The 13,638-nt window shown below is 65.7% G+C and carries 21 protein-coding genes; all 21 read right to left on the bottom strand.

What is annotated here, in order from left to right; translation table 11 throughout:
- Positions 1-23: 23 nt before the first annotated feature.
- The 21 genes from truA to rplE all read right to left on the bottom strand — a co-directional run bounded on the left by truA (position 24) and on the right by rplE (position 12,932).
- The gene (gene truA / locus BQ7391_RS03215) at positions 24-821 is read right to left on the bottom strand and encodes a tRNA pseudouridine(38-40) synthase TruA (RefSeq protein WP_235858608.1); all 798 of its coding nucleotides are present in this window, start codon (positions 819-821) and stop codon (positions 24-26) included.
- 74 nt (positions 822-895) lie between these two features.
- A complete protein-coding gene (locus BQ7391_RS03210) occupies positions 896-1,654 on the bottom strand; it encodes an energy-coupling factor transporter transmembrane component T family protein (RefSeq protein ID WP_075279279.1) in 759 nt (252 codons plus the stop codon).
- Positions 1,647-3,218 carry an ABC transporter ATP-binding protein gene (locus BQ7391_RS03205; RefSeq protein ID WP_075279278.1) on the bottom strand — a complete coding sequence of 524 codons (1,572 nt, stop codon included), beginning with the start codon at positions 3,216-3,218 and terminating at the stop codon, positions 1,647-1,649. The genes BQ7391_RS03210 and BQ7391_RS03205 overlap by 8 nt, the downstream gene beginning before the upstream one ends.
- A gap of 101 nt (positions 3,219-3,319) precedes the next feature.
- Positions 3,320-3,793, bottom strand: coding sequence for a 50S ribosomal protein L17 (rplQ, locus tag BQ7391_RS03200; RefSeq protein ID WP_075279277.1), 474 nt, complete (start codon positions 3,791-3,793; stop codon positions 3,320-3,322).
- 27 nt (positions 3,794-3,820) lie between these two features.
- Positions 3,821-4,762: a DNA-directed RNA polymerase subunit alpha gene (locus BQ7391_RS03195; RefSeq protein ID WP_075279276.1), complete on the bottom strand. Its 942-nt coding sequence runs from the start codon at positions 4,760-4,762 to the stop codon at positions 3,821-3,823.
- 24 nt (positions 4,763-4,786) lie between these two features.
- Positions 4,787-5,380 (bottom strand): 30S ribosomal protein S4, encoded by a 594-nt coding sequence (gene rpsD / locus BQ7391_RS03190; protein WP_075279275.1) that lies wholly within the window; start codon positions 5,378-5,380, stop codon positions 4,787-4,789.
- 15 nt (positions 5,381-5,395) lie between these two features.
- Positions 5,396-5,797, bottom strand: a complete 402-nt coding sequence (rpsK, locus tag BQ7391_RS03185; RefSeq protein ID WP_075279274.1) for a 30S ribosomal protein S11 — start codon at positions 5,795-5,797, stop codon at positions 5,396-5,398.
- Positions 5,798-5,807: 10 nt separating this feature from the next.
- Positions 5,808-6,179, bottom strand: a complete 372-nt coding sequence (gene rpsM / locus BQ7391_RS03180; RefSeq protein ID WP_075279273.1) for a 30S ribosomal protein S13 — start codon at positions 6,177-6,179, stop codon at positions 5,808-5,810.
- Positions 6,180-6,194: 15 nt separating this feature from the next.
- A complete protein-coding gene (rpmJ, locus tag BQ7391_RS03175; protein ID WP_013252436.1) occupies positions 6,195-6,308 on the bottom strand; it encodes a 50S ribosomal protein L36 in 114 nt (37 codons plus the stop codon).
- Between the two features lie 86 nt (positions 6,309-6,394).
- Positions 6,395-6,613 (bottom strand): translation initiation factor IF-1, encoded by a 219-nt coding sequence (infA, locus tag BQ7391_RS03170; RefSeq protein ID WP_072374229.1) that lies wholly within the window; start codon positions 6,611-6,613, stop codon positions 6,395-6,397.
- Positions 6,614-6,729: 116 nt separating this feature from the next.
- Positions 6,730-7,521 carry a type I methionyl aminopeptidase gene (gene map / locus BQ7391_RS03165; protein WP_075279272.1) on the bottom strand — a complete coding sequence of 264 codons (792 nt, stop codon included), beginning with the start codon at positions 7,519-7,521 and terminating at the stop codon, positions 6,730-6,732.
- The gene (locus BQ7391_RS03160) at positions 7,518-8,144 is read right to left on the bottom strand and encodes an adenylate kinase (protein ID WP_075280850.1); all 627 of its coding nucleotides are present in this window, start codon (positions 8,142-8,144) and stop codon (positions 7,518-7,520) included. The genes map and BQ7391_RS03160 overlap by 4 nt, the downstream gene beginning before the upstream one ends.
- Before the next feature lie 47 nt (positions 8,145-8,191).
- Entirely contained in the window at positions 8,192-9,469 is a 1,278-nt protein-coding gene (gene secY / locus BQ7391_RS03155) for a preprotein translocase subunit SecY (protein WP_075279271.1), read from the bottom strand.
- Positions 9,463-9,912 (bottom strand): 50S ribosomal protein L15, encoded by a 450-nt coding sequence (gene rplO / locus BQ7391_RS03150; protein WP_075279270.1) that lies wholly within the window; start codon positions 9,910-9,912, stop codon positions 9,463-9,465. The genes secY and rplO overlap by 7 nt, the downstream gene beginning before the upstream one ends.
- Before the next feature lie 9 nt (positions 9,913-9,921).
- Positions 9,922-10,107, bottom strand: coding sequence for a 50S ribosomal protein L30 (gene rpmD, locus BQ7391_RS03145; RefSeq protein WP_075279269.1), 186 nt, complete (start codon positions 10,105-10,107; stop codon positions 9,922-9,924).
- A 2-nt stretch (positions 10,108-10,109) separates the two neighbouring features.
- Positions 10,110-10,631, bottom strand: a complete 522-nt coding sequence (gene rpsE / locus BQ7391_RS03140) for a 30S ribosomal protein S5 (protein ID WP_075279268.1) — start codon at positions 10,629-10,631, stop codon at positions 10,110-10,112.
- Between the two features lie 9 nt (positions 10,632-10,640).
- Entirely contained in the window at positions 10,641-11,009 is a 369-nt protein-coding gene (gene rplR, locus BQ7391_RS03135; RefSeq protein WP_075279267.1) for a 50S ribosomal protein L18, read from the bottom strand.
- Between the two features lie 62 nt (positions 11,010-11,071).
- A complete protein-coding gene (rplF, locus tag BQ7391_RS03130; protein ID WP_075279266.1) occupies positions 11,072-11,608 on the bottom strand; it encodes a 50S ribosomal protein L6 in 537 nt (178 codons plus the stop codon).
- Positions 11,609-11,636: 28 nt separating this feature from the next.
- Positions 11,637-12,035: a 30S ribosomal protein S8 gene (gene rpsH / locus BQ7391_RS03125; protein WP_075279265.1), complete on the bottom strand. Its 399-nt coding sequence runs from the start codon at positions 12,033-12,035 to the stop codon at positions 11,637-11,639.
- An 89-nt stretch (positions 12,036-12,124) separates the two neighbouring features.
- Entirely contained in the window at positions 12,125-12,310 is a 186-nt protein-coding gene (locus tag BQ7391_RS03120) for a type Z 30S ribosomal protein S14 (RefSeq protein ID WP_075279264.1), read from the bottom strand.
- Positions 12,311-12,374: 64 nt separating this feature from the next.
- Positions 12,375-12,932 (bottom strand): 50S ribosomal protein L5, encoded by a 558-nt coding sequence (rplE, locus tag BQ7391_RS03115; RefSeq protein WP_075279263.1) that lies wholly within the window; start codon positions 12,930-12,932, stop codon positions 12,375-12,377.
- Positions 12,933-13,638: the final 706 nt, after the last annotated feature.

The following is a 13,638-nucleotide window of genomic DNA, read 5'->3' as shown; positions in this document are numbered from 1 at the left end:
AACAGGCATGCGCCCGAAGGATGCTATTCCCAGGGCGTCAGAGTTAGCTCGGGGTATTCTACCCCGACGAAGGTCAGTCCTTTCGCGGGGGCGCAGGGGCCGGCCGCCGTGCGCTCGCGCGCCGCGAGCACGCCCTCGACCCAGGACGGGTCGCGGTGCCCCCGCCCCACCTCGACGAGCGTCCCGGCGATGGTGCGAACCATGTTGTGAAGAAAGGCGTTTCCGGTCACGTCGATCGCGACGAGCTCCTCGCCGGCCTCCTCGACCCGCGACACGTCGAGCGCGGACACGTAGCGGCAAGTCGGCTTGTCAACGGCCGAGGAGGCCTTGCAGAAGCTCCTGAAGTCATGCTCGCCGAGCAGGGGCCGCGCCGCGAGCGCCATGGCATCGACGTCGAGCCACCCCCGATACCACCATGCGTGGTCCCATGCGAGCACGGGGCGCGCCTCCGTTGTGGCGATTCGATACCGATAGCTGCGGCTCACGGCGTCAAAGCGAGCCGAGAAGCCCGCGGGGGCCCGGTAGATGCCCCGGATGGAGACGTCGTCCGGGGTGAGCGCCACGAGCGAGCGGACGAGCCTCCCGCCCGGAAGCGCGAGCTCCTCGCCCGTCACGGGCACGCTCACGTACTGCGAGAGCGCATGGACGCCAGCATCGGTCCTGCCGGCGCAGACGAGCTCGCAGGGACGGCGAAGCGCGGTCTCGAGCGCACGCCGCAGCTCGCCCGCGACGGTCCTGACGACGCCGGGCTGCTCGGCGAAGCCGGCAAACTCCGCGCCGCGGTAGCCGAGCCGTATGACGAGGGTGCCGCCGTCTGACATGGGTCTCCTTTCCTCCCTCATGCAAGGGTAGCATGGCCGCGAAGGCGCCGCTGCGACCAGGGGCGCCGTGCGCCCTAGGCAAGCAGCGCGCACGCCGACCACGCCACCACGCCGAGAAGAACCGCGACGTCGCCGTAAGAAAGGCGGCCCCGCATCGAGGTCTGCTCGCCCGTGAAGCAGCGATCCTCCATCGCGGCGGCAAGCTCGTCGGCGCGTCGGAAGAGGCTCACGACGAGCGGAACGAGCACCTGCCCCCAGCCCGAGAGACGCCTGATGACGCCCCCCTCGTCAAGCCTCGCGCCGCGCGCCCGCTGCGCGCACCTGATCCGCTCGACCTCCTCGGAGGCGAGCGGGATGAAGCGCAGGGCGACCGACACGGCCATCGACAGGCCGCCCACGGGCACGCCCAGCCGGGCGAGGGGTGCCATGAGCGCCGCCATACCGTCGGCAATGGCGGGCGGCATCGTGGTTGACGAGAACACGAGCGCAAGGCCCACCACGATCACGATCCTCGCGATGGCCGTGGCCGAGCGCACGAGGCCCTCCGCCGAAATGCCGGGCTGCCCCACGAGCACGATGCCGTTCGCCAGAAGCGACACCCCCAGGATGACGAGCGCCGGCCGGAGCGCCTCGAGCACGCGCCGCGGCGAGGTCCCGCTTGCGGCGAGCGCCACAAGAAGCCCTGCCGCCACGACGGCAAGCCCCCTCGGGGCGGGCGCGGCAAAGGCCGCCGCCGACGCCACGAGCAGCGACACGATCTTCACCCGGACATCGATCCCGTGCACGGGCGTCGCGCCCGGTCGATACGCCCCCGGGGCGAACGTCCTACGCATTGCGCTCCCCCCACGCCATCGCTCGCGCGCGGACCAGAAGCGGAGGCTCCATCCCCGCCGCGCGGAAGAGCTCGGGCGAGCGCGCGGCCTCCTCCGCCCCGACCCGCGCGACGACGCGCCCGCCGGCGAGAAGGACCACGTCATCCGCAACGTCAAGCCACTCCGCCGCATCGTGGGTCACCACGAGCGTCGCCACCCCCTCACGAGCGAGCGATGAGACGAGCTCGCGCAGCGAGCGCCGGGCAGGGGCGTCAAGGCCGGCCGACGGCTCGTCGAGGACGCAGGCGCGCGGGTGCGCCGCCAGGACGCCGGCAAGGGCGACGCGTCGCATCTGGCCGCCCGAGAGCTCGAAGGGCGAGCGATCGAGCAGGTCCTCCGTCACCCCCAGGCGCTCCGCCGCATCGCGGGCGCGCGCATCAGCCTCCCTGTGGCGCAGGCCGAGCATGCGCGGGGCGAAGGAGAGGTCCTCGAGGACCGTATCGGCAAAGAGCTGATCCTCGGGACGCTGGAAGGAGAGGCCTACCTCCCCCGCGCGCACGGGCGCCCCGTCAAGCGACGCCTCTCCTTCATCGGGCGCGAGCACGCCGGCGAGCACTCGCGCCGCCGTCGTCTTGCCCGACCCAGACGCTCCGAGCAGGAGGGTAACGCCCGAGCAGGAAAAGGTGACGCCGTCAAGCGCGGCGAGGCCGCCATAGCTGACGCTTGCACGCTCGAGGCTGAGCCGGTGCCGCTCGGGGCGTCCGACCCCCTCGCGCGAGGCATCCCGTACCGTCAGCACGTCGGCGAGCGCGGCGGGATCCGGGCTCTCCCCCAGCATGCCACCGCGAGTCACGAGCTCGACCAGAGGGGCCGTGAGCGGGTCATCGGAAAGCCCGCTCGCCCGAAGGGCGCGCTCTGAGCGCAGCAGGTCCTCAGGGCGCCCCTCCCAGGCGATGCGGCCCCCCTCAAGCACGACGGCGCGCGAGGCGCCGAAGAGCGCCTCAGGCCCGTGCGCCACCTCGAGCACGCCCGTCCCCCCGCGCATGAGGCCGCGCACGAGGCCGGCGATGGCGGTGCGCGCCGCCTCGTCAAGATGGGACCCAACCTCATCGAGCACAAGGTAGCGCGGGCTCATCGCAAGAACGCCTGCTAGCGAGAGGAGCTGCTGCTGGCCCCCCGAGAGCTCGTCGGTCATGCGGAGGCGTAGGGCCTCGAGCCCGCATGCCGCGAGCGCACCCTCGGCGCGCGCCCGCACCTCCTCGCAGGGCAGACCGAGGTTTCGTGGGCCAAACTCGACCTCATCCCGCACGAGGGGGCTCACGATCTGATTCCTGGGGTCCTGGCGCACGTAGCCGACAGCCGCGGCGATTGCCCCTCTCGTCTCGGGGGCAGACGTGATGCCATCAACGACCACCTCGCCGGAGCAGGCCAACAGCGAGCCGTTCATGAGCCGGGAGAGGGTCGACTTGCCAGACCCGTTCCTCCCGAGGAGCACGACGCGCTCCCCGGGACGCACGACGAGCGAGACGCCGCGCAGAACATCCGCGTTGCCGTAGGAGAACCCCACGTCGTGTAGCTCGATCACGTGCCCACCTCCCGCTTGCGCCCCTCAGGGCTCGTCGTGCCCCTGCATGCAAAGAGCCCCGGCAGGGCCGGGGCTCGAAGGTACCATCTTTGCCAGGAACGCTACTCGGCGTCCTTCTCCTCGGCGGGAGCGGCCTCCTCGGCCTTGGGCTCCTCGACCGGGGCGGCCTCGACCTTGGTGACCTTGGCCTTGGGCGCGGCCTTGGGCGTGACGGGCTCGGTCACGAGCTCGAGAATAACGACCTCGGCGGCGTCGCCCTTGCGGGGGCCGAGCTTCATGATGCGCGTGTAGCCGCCGTTGCGGTCGGCCCACATGCCCTGGGCGGCCTTCTCGAAGACCTCGCGGACGAGCTCCTTGTCGCCCACCTTGGCGATCGCGAGACGACGGCTGGCGATGTCGCCCTTCTTCGCCCAGGTGATGACCTTGTCAACGTCGCCGCGGACGGCCTTGGCGCGCTGGTCGAGGGTCTTGATGCGGTCGTTCTCAAACAGGGCACGGATGAGGCTCTTCTTCATTGCCTTGGTGTGGCTGGCGTCGGTGCCGAGCTTCATGCCCCTCTTCTTGTTGTGTCGCATTTCTTGCTTCTCCTAAATCCGGCGCGCCTAGGCCTTGAGGGACAGGCCCATGGTCTCGAGCTTGTCCTTGACTTCCTCGATGGACTTGACGCCAAAGTTTCTGATGTTGAGAAGGTCGTTCTCGGAGAACTCCACGAGCTGGCGCACGGAGTGGATGCCGGCGCGCTTGAGGCAGTTGTAGGAGCGGACGGAGAGGTCCAGGTCCTCAATCTGCTTGTCGAGCTCGACGTTGTCCTCGACGGTGCCCGTGGCGAAGATGGAGGCATCCTCGACCGGCTCGTCCTCATCAGTCAGGCTCATGAACGCGGTCATGTGCTGGTTGATGATGTTGGCGGCCTCAACGACGGCATCACGCGGGGAGATGGAGCCGTTGGTCTCCACCTCGAGCACGAGACGGTCGTAGTCGGTGTGGCGGCCGACGCGGCAGGCCTCGACGGCCTTGGCGCAACGCTTGACGGGCGAGTAGAGCGAGTCGACGTGAATGATGCCGATCGGGTCGCTCTCGCGCTCGTTGTCCTCGCCGGACACGTAGCCGCGGCCGACGCCGACGCGCATCTTCATGGTGAGGTGGGCGCCCGCGCCGAGTGTGCAGATGACGTGGTCCGGGTTGACGAGCTCGAACTCGGCCGGGATGTCAAAGTCGCCGCCCGTGACGGTCATCGGGCCATCGACGGACAGGGACGCCTCGGCCTCGTCGCCAGTCCCCATGGAGCGGAAGACCAGGCCCTTGACGTTGAGCACGATGTCGGTGACGTCCTCGTAGACGCCGTCGACGGTCGTGAACTCATGCTGCACGCCGTCGATCTGGATGGCCTCCACGGCCGCGCCAGACAGCGACGAGAGCAGGACGCGACGGAGGGAGTTGCCAAGCGTGTCGCCATAGCCACGCTCGAGCGGCTCGGCGCTCACGCGGGCGAGGTTCTCGCTGATCTCCTCTACCGACACCTGCGGTCGGATGAATTCGGACATTGCTACCTCCAAATCTGGCCGGGCTTACTTGGAGTAGAGCTCGACGATCAGCTGCGCGTCGATGTCAAGGTCGATCTGATCGCGCGTGGGGAGCTGGAGGACGGTGCCCTTGAGCTTCTCGATGTCAACCTCGAGCCAGGCGGGAACCGCCATGTGCTCGGAGGAGATGAGGGCCTCCTTGATGGGGAGAAGGTCCTTGGCCTTGTCGGCCACGGCGACGACGTCGCCGGCCTTCACATGGAAGGAGGGGATGTCGACGCGACGGCCGTTCACAGTGATGTGGCCGTGACGGACGGTCTGACGGGCCTCCTTGCGGGTGCGAGCGAAGCCGAGGCGGAATACGACGTTGTCAAGACGGCGCTCGAGAAGGGCCATCAGGTTGTCGCCGGTGATGCCCTCGAGCTTGAGGGCCTTCTCGTAGTAGCCGTGGAACTGCTTCTCGAGAACGCCGTAGATGAACTTGGCCTTCTGCTTCTCGCGGAGCTGGATGCCGTACTCGCTCTCCTGGCGGCGACGACGCTTGGGCTCGCGGTTGGAGGTCTTGTTGATACCCATCACAACGGGGTCGATGCCGAGCTGGCGGCACCTCTTGAGGACCGGGGTCCTATCGATAGCCATTGATACTCCTCCTAGCTACACGCGACGACGCTTGCTCAGACGGCAGCCGTTGTGCGCGATGGGGGTCTTGTCCTGGATGCCCGAAACCTCGAGGCCGGCGGCCTGGAGGGAGCGGATGGCGGTCTCGCGGCCGGAGCCGGGACCCTTCACGAAGACGGCGACCTTGTGCAGGCCGTGCTCCATGGCCGCCTTCGCGGCGGCCTCGGCGGCGAGCTGCGCGGCGAACGGCGTGGACTTGCGGGAGCCCTTGAAGCCGACGGTGCCGCCGGACTGCCAGGAGATCACGTTGCCCTGGGGGTCGGTGATCGAGACGATCGTGTTGTTGAACGTGCTCTTGATGTGGGCCTGGCCCACGGCGATGTTCTTGCGCTCGGAGCGGCGCACGCGCGTGGTGCGCTGGTTCTTCTTCTGCGGCATTGTCTACTCCCTAGCCCCTCTTCTTGGCACCGATCTGACGCTTCTTGCCCTTGCGGGTGCGAGCGTTGGTGTGGGTGCGCTGACCGTGGACAGGGAGGCCCTTGCGGTGACGGAGGCCGCGGTAGCAGCCAATCTCCATCAGGCGGGCGGTGTTCTGACGCACCTCGCGGCGAAGGTCGCCCTCGGTGGTGTAGTTCGCGTCGATGAAGTCACGAATCTTCGTGACCTCGTCCTCGGTGAGGTCCTTGACGCGGGTGTCGGGGTTCACACCGGTCTCCGCGCAAATCTTGGTGGCGCGGGTCTGGCCGATGCCGTAGACGTAGGTGAGTCCGACCTCGACGCGCTTGTCGCGCGGCAGGTCGACGCCGTTAATACGGGCCAACTTGGAGCTCCTTCCTTAGCCCTGACGCTGCTTGTGGCGCGGGTTCTCGCAGATGACGTAGACCTTGCCGTGGCGACGAATGATCTTGCACTTGTCGCACATCTTCTTGACCGAAGGACGTACCTTCATGAGACTTTCCTTCCGGTTAGTGCTGATACGAACCTATCTCCTCGCCCAGCCGCTGGCGTGAATATCCCAGGCTGTATATGGGGACCCTACTTGTAGCGGTAGGTGATGCGCCCCCTCGTGAGGTCGTAGGGAGAGATCTCCACGACGACCCGGTCGCCGGGGAGGATGCGGATGTAGTTCATCCTGATCTTCCCCGAGATGGTGCAGAGAATGGTCTTGCCGTTCTCAAGCTCAACGTTGAACATCGCGTTGGGCAGTGGCTCGACGACCTTGCCCTCGAGCTCGATAGCGTCCTGCTTGCTCAAAATCACACCCTTCCCCGCTCTTACAGCGACCATCAATCATACCTAAAATTCACATGTTCGTCCACGCTGCACCAGACGCACATAACAGCGTCAATGCACCGTGGACGATGAGGTGCCTACTCCTCTATGCCGCCCTCCATCGAGCACCACGGGCCCTTCTCGTCCTGCGTGAGGATGACGGGCCCGTCCTCGGTGACGGCGACGGTGTTCTCGTAGTGCGCCGCGGGCTTGCCGTCACGGGTGACGACGGTCCAGCCGTTGGCGAGCGTCTCGCACTGGTACGTGCCGAGCGTGATCATGGGCTCGATGGCGATGACCATGCCAGCCTGCAGGCGCACGCCGCGCCCGCGCCTGCCATAGTTCCTGACCTCGGGGTCCTCGTGCATGACACGCCCGACCCCATGGCCCACGTAGTCGCGGACCACGCCGTAGCCGTTCGACTCGGCGAGCTCCTGGACCGCGGCGCCGATGTCGCCAAGGTGGTTGCCGGGCACGGCCTGCTCAATCGCGGCCTTGAGGCAGTCGCGCGTGCACTCGCAGAGGGCGCGCCACTCCTCGGAGGGCTCCCCCACGTAGAAGGTCCACGCGTTGTCACCGACCCAGCCCTGGTAGGTGGCTCCGGTGTCGATGGAGATGATGTCGCCCTCCTGAAGCACGACGGCGGGCGACGGGATGCCGTGGACGATCTGCTCGTTCACGGACGAGCAGATGCTTCCCGGAAATCCGCCATACCCCTTGAAGGTGGGGACTGCGCCGTGAAGGCGGATGAACCCCTCCACGACCTGATCGAGCTCCTTGGTGGTGACGCCGGGTCGCACACATGCCCCGGCACGACGAAGGGCCGCCTTGGACAGAGCCCCGGCGGCCTTCATCTGCTCGATCTCGACAGGTGACTTAATGTTGATCATAGAGCGAGGAGCGTCTTGACGTCGGCATAAACCTCGTCGACGGGACGGTCTCCGTCAACCTCCTTGAGAATCGCATGTCCCTTGTAGTACTCGATCAGCGGGGACGTCTGAGACTCGTAGACGTCGAGGCGATGCTGAATCGTCTCAGGCTTGTCGTCATCACGCTGGTACATCTCGCCGCCGCAGCGGGGGCAGGCGTCCACGCCGGCCGATGCGGTGTAGCCGCAGGCGCGGCAGGTGCGACGCGAGCTCAGGCGCTCGACGATGACGCCGGGCTCAACCGAGATGAGCAGCGCCGAATCGAGCGTGCGGCCCATCGCGGCGAGCTCGGAGTCAAGCGTCACGGCCTGCGAGGTGTTGCGCGGGAATCCGTCGAGGATGAAGCCCTTCTGCGCGTCATCGGCCTCAAGGCGCTCCTTGACGAGGTCGACGACCAGGGCATCGGGAACGAGCTGGCCGGCATCCATGTAACCTTTCGCCTTCTTGCCGAGCTTGGAGCCCTCCTTGATGGCGGCTCTGAGAAGGTCGCCGGTGGAGATGTGGGCAAAGCCGTACTCCGCCACGAGCTTCTGGGCCTGGGTGCCCTTGCCAGAGCCGGGAGCGCCGAGAAGAACGATGTTCATGATGCCGACCACCTTTCTGATTGCCTTGCTCTACCCTTTCACGACCGCTACTTGAAGAAGCCGTCGTAATTGTGCATCTTGAGCTGGCTCTCAATGGAGGAGAGCGTGTCCATGGCAACGCTGACCATGATGAGGACCGAGGTCCCGCCGAAGGCCTGAATGAGCGAGTTGCCGGTGAACGAGAAGATGATCGTGGGCACCACGGCCAGGACCGCCATGAAGAGGGCGCCGGGCAGCGTGATGTGATCGATCGTGCTCTTGATGTAGGCGGCCGTCGCGGCGCCGGGGCGCACGCCCGGAATGAACCCGCCCTGCTTGCGCAGCTGGTCAGCCGTCTCCGTGGGGTTGAACACCATGGAGGAGTAGAAGTAGGCGAAGGCCACAATCAGGACGACGGACAGCACCCAGTTGATCCAGCCGGCAGAGAGCGCGTTGGCGAAGGCCTGCACCCAGTCGACGTTGGGGAAGAAGACCGCGAGCTGAGCCGGGAGGTAGAGAATCGCCGAGGCGAAGATGATCGGCACGACGCCGGCGGTGTTCACCTTGATCGGAAGGTAGGTGGACTGCCCGCCCATCATCCTGCGCCCTACGACGCGCTTCGCGTACTGGATGGGAATGCGACGCTGTCCCCGCTCCACGTAAACGATGAGCGGGATGACCGCGACGATCACCACGAGGGTGACGATGGTGAGGACGATGTTGCCCACACCGGTCACCGAGGTGATGAGGGCGGTCGGGATGCCGGACATGATGTTCGCGAAGATGATGAGCGACATGCCGTTGCCAACGCCGCGCTGGGTGATGATCTCGCCAAGCCACATGATGATCATCGCGCCGACCACCATGGTGAAGACGACGATGACGTCAAGGAGAAGCTCGGGGACCCCGATGTTGGAGAAGCTCACGCCATAGCTCCTGAAGAGGAACAGGTAGCCAATGGCGTTGAGCAGGGCAAGGCCGATCGTGAGATAGCGCGTGTACTGCGTGATCTTACGCTGACCGGCCTCGCCCTCCTTTGCAAGCTCGCCGAGGGACGGAATCACGGCCTGCAGCAGCTGCAGAATAATCTGAGCAGTGATGTAGGGCATGATGCCGAGGCTGAACACGGACATGCGGGAAAGCGCGCCACCTGAGAAGAGGTTGAGCACGGCCATGGCACCGCTCGAGGAGAGCCCGGCCTGATAGGCGCCGAGCATCTCCTGGAACGGCGCGCCCGGAACGGGCAGATAGGCGCCGAAGCGATACAGCAGAAGGATGCCTGCCGTCAGCAGGAGCTTCTGCCTCAGTTCCGGAATGCGAAACGCATTGGCGATTCCCTTTAGCACGCCTGCTCGACCTTTCCTCCGGCCGCCTCGATCTTAGCCTGGGCAGAGGCGGAGACCTTGTCCACCTTGACGGTGAGCTTCTTGGTCAGCTCGCCGTCGCCGAGGACCTTCACGGGAATATAGTTGTGCTTGATGACGCCCTTGGCAACCAAGGAATCGGCGTCGACGGTCTCACCGTCGGCGAACAGCGCCTCGAGGCGGGCGACGTTCACCGGGGCGTACTCAACGCGGTTGTGGTTGGTGAAACCGGGGAGCTTGGGGAGACGCATCGCGAGCGGCTGCTGACCGCCCTCGAAGCCCTTGCCCTTGCCGCCGCCGGAACGGGAGAGCTGGCCCTTGGTGCCGCGACCGGCCGTGGTGCCGTGACCGGACGAGTTGCCGCGGCCGATGCGCTTGCGGTTCTTGCGCGAGCCCTCCGCGGGACGCAGATCGTTGAGCTGCATGAGTGACTCCTAGTTCTCTTCCACGGTGACAAGGTGCTTGACCTTGAAGATCATTCCACGAATGCTCGGGTTGTCCGGCTGCTCGACGACGTCGCCGATCTTGCGGAGGCCGAGGGCGCGGCAGGTAGCCGTCTGGTCCTTCTTGACGGAGGCAACGGCGCTGCGCACGAGCTTGATCTTGAGGGACTGAGCCATCGCTAGTTCTCCTTCCCGACAAACATCTCGCCCACGGTCATGCCGCGGCGCTCGGCGGCCTGCTCGGGGCTGGAGAGCTCCTTGAGGCCCTCGGCGGCGGCCTTGATGATGTTCATCGCGTTGCTGGTGCCGAGGGACTTGGAGAGCACGTTGGTGATGCCAGCGAGCTCGAAGAGCGGACGGACGGGGCCGCCGGCGATGACGCCGGTACCCTCGATGGCCGGCTTGATGAGAACGCGGCCGGCGCCGTAGTGGCCCTCGACGGTGTGCGGGATGGTGCCGTGCTCGGTCACGGGCACGTGGAACATGTTCTTCTTGGCGTCCTCGATGCCCTTCTGGATGGCCAGGGGCACCTCGGCGGACTTGCCCATGCCGAGGCCGACGTTGCCCTTGCCGTCACCGACGGCCACGAGGGCGACGAGGGACATGCGACGGCCGCCCTTGACGGTCTTGGAGACGCGGTGGATGTAGACGACGCGCTCCTGAAGATCCGTGTCCTGCTGGCGCTTACGATCTCGTGCCATTGAATCCTCCTAGAACTTCAGGCCCGCGTTGCGGGCACCGTCTGCCAGAGCCTTGACACGGCCGTGATAGATGCGACCACCGCGGTCGAAGGTGACCGTGGTGACGCCCTTCTCGACGGCACGCTTGCCCACGAGCTCGCCAACGAACTCGGCGGCCTCCTTGTTGGAGCCGATCTTGCCCGTGGCGCGGAACTCGGGGTCGAGGGTCGAGGCAGAGCAGATGGTCTTGCCGTCGGCGTCGTCGATGACCTGAGCGTAGATGTTTGCGTTGGTGCGGTGCACGCTGAGGCGCGGACGCTCAGCGGTGCCGAAGATCTTGGCGCGGACGCGGCGCTCGCGGCGCTTGAGACCGGCCTTCTTCGCCTGCTGCTTGTTCATTCCTTCTCCTTAGACGTGCCATCACCTGACGGGGTGATGGTCTTTCGCTGCCTGGCCGAAGACTACTTGGCGGCCTTGCCGAGCTTCCTGCGGATGTGCTCGCCCACGTAGTGGATGCCCTTGCCCTTGTACGGCTCGGGCGGGCGCTTCATGCGGATCTCGGCGGCCACCTGGCCGACCTGCTCCTTGGAGATGCCCTTCACGTTGATGTGGGTGTTGTCGGGCACCTCGAAGGTGATGTTCTCGGGGGCCGGGTAGACCACCGGGTGAGAGTAGCCGAGCGAGAGGTCGAGGTCCTTGCCCTTGAGCGCCGCACGGTAGCCGACGCCGGTGAGCTCGAGCTTCTTCTCAAAGCCCTCGGAGACGCCAACCACCATGTTGTGGAGAAGGGTGCGGGTGAGGCCCTGCTGGGCGTTGGAGGCGGTGGACTCGTCCACGCGGACGACGAGGAGCTCCTCGCCCTCCTCCTTGATCTCGACGAGATCGGAGAAGGTGCGGGTGAGCTCGCCCTTGCCGCCCTTGATGGTGACGGTGCTGCCGTTGACTGTCACAGTGACTCCGGCGGGAACCTGGACAGGCTGCTTACCAATACGAGACACGGTTGTCTCCTTTCATTCCTGCCGTGAGTTACCAGATGTAGGCGATGACCTCGCCGCCGATGCCCTGCTTGCGGGCGTCGCGGTCGCACATCATGCCCTTGGAGGTAGAGATGACGGCGGTGCCGAGGCCGCCGAGCACGCGCGGAAGCTTCTCCGCGGTGGAGTAGATGCGCAGGCCGGGCTTGGAGATGCGGCGAATGCCACGGATGACCTTCGCGTGGCGGGCGCCGTACTTGAGCGTGATGTGGAGGGTCTTCTGCGGGGTCGTGTCCTCGACCTCGTACCCGGCGATGTATCCCTCCTCGCAGATGACGCGGGCAATCTCGACGAGCACCTTGGTCGAGGGCATGGACACCTCGGCCTTGTTGGCGGCGTTCGCGTTGCGGATGCGCGTCAGCATGTCAGAAATGGGATCAGTGATCTTCATGGATCATTCTCCTTCGATAATGATGAACCTGCGTGTCCGGTTCGCTCGCACCCGTGGCACAAGCGCCTGGACGCCAGAGCCCCAGGGTCCTACCAGCTCGCCTTGCGGACGCCGGGAAGCTCGCCCTTGCTCGCAAGCTCGCGGAAGCAGACGCGGCAGAGGCCGAACTTGCGATAGACGGAGTGGGGACGCCCACAACGCTGGCAGCGGTTCTGCTTGCGCGTCGAGAACTTCGGCTCGCGCTGAGCCTTGACGATCATCGATGTCTTAGCCACAAATCCTCCTTCATTGCAATCCGGGCGCCCCGGCCCTGCCGGGACGCCTTTGTCGGTATTTGACCTACTCAGCCTTGAACGGGAAGTGGAAGGCCTTGAGAAGCGCCTTGCCCTCCTCGTCAGTCTGAGCGGTGGTCACGATGGTGATGTCCATGCCGCGGGTGTGGTCGATCTTGTCGAAGTCGATCTCCGGGAAGATGAGCTGCTCGGTGACGCCCATGGAGAAGTTGCCGCGGCCGTCGAAGCTCTTCGGGGAGATGCCGCGGAAGTCGCGGATGCGCGGGATGGCGATGGAGATGAGGCGGTCGAAGAACTCCCACATGCGGTCGCCGCGCAGGGTGACCTTGGCGCCGATCGGCATGCCGGCGCGAAGGTGGAAGGTCGCGATGGACTTGCGGGCGTGGGTCACGAGGGGCTGCTGGCCGGTGATGGCGCGCAGGTCGGCGACGGCGCCGTCGATGGCCTTGGCGTCCGTCGCGGCCTCGCCGACGCCCATGTTCACGACGATCTTCTCGATCTTCGGAATCTGGTGAACGTTCTTGTAGCCGAACTGCTTCTGGAGCTCGTCACGCACGGTGGCGAAGTACTGCTCCTTGAGACGCGGTACGTACTTGTCTGCCATGTCCACTCCTTAAACTCTTGGGGTTCTCAGCACGGGGTTTCCAACCTCGTACCTCCCTGCCTTGGCGGGGCGGGGAGCCTTGTCACGCGCCCGGGGCAGAATACACCCTACCCAGAGACGCAAGGAAACATAATACGCCCTTTCTCCACAAAAGGAAAACCGAGAAGAACGACGCACCGTTTATGCACATTCGCTCTCGGCTAACTCGCTCGACGCTACGTCCTTCTCGCCCGTCCTTCTCGCCACTCAAATGCGCTTCTGAGCATCTCCCTCGCTCAGTTCCCCATCTGAGCATCACCCCCTACTCAAATCCGGATTTGAGCATCAGCGGCCGTGGCTCGCCGCGCGCGATGACACGTTTCCGCAGGACCGTTCCGTCGGGCGGTCGCTCAGTTCCGGATCTGAGCATCACCCCTCACTCAGATCCGCATCTGAGTACCGCTCCGCGCTCATTTCCGCATCTGAGTGCCAGAGGCTGAAGGGCGACGTGCTTGAAGGCGTATTTCCGCATCAACATCACGCTGGTTGACCGCTCAAATCCGCATCTGAGTACGCGCCCCCCAGACGGCGCACAGACCAGGGCGACGCCAAGTTCTAAGGGCCTGGGCCAGAAACTGCATGCGAGGAGCCCCCGGATTTCCGAAGAGAGGTTTCGCGAAGCGCACCTCTCGTAGGAAATCCGGGGGCTCCCCGGAATGATATGCGG

Origin of the sequence: Thermophilibacter provencensis (genome assembly GCF_900128445.1) — a bacterium.
Taxonomy (GTDB): Bacteria; Actinomycetota; Coriobacteriia; order Coriobacteriales; family Atopobiaceae; genus Thermophilibacter; species Thermophilibacter provencensis.
Note: the sequence above shows the minus strand (reverse complement) of the source record. Positions and strands in the feature narration are given on the sequence as shown.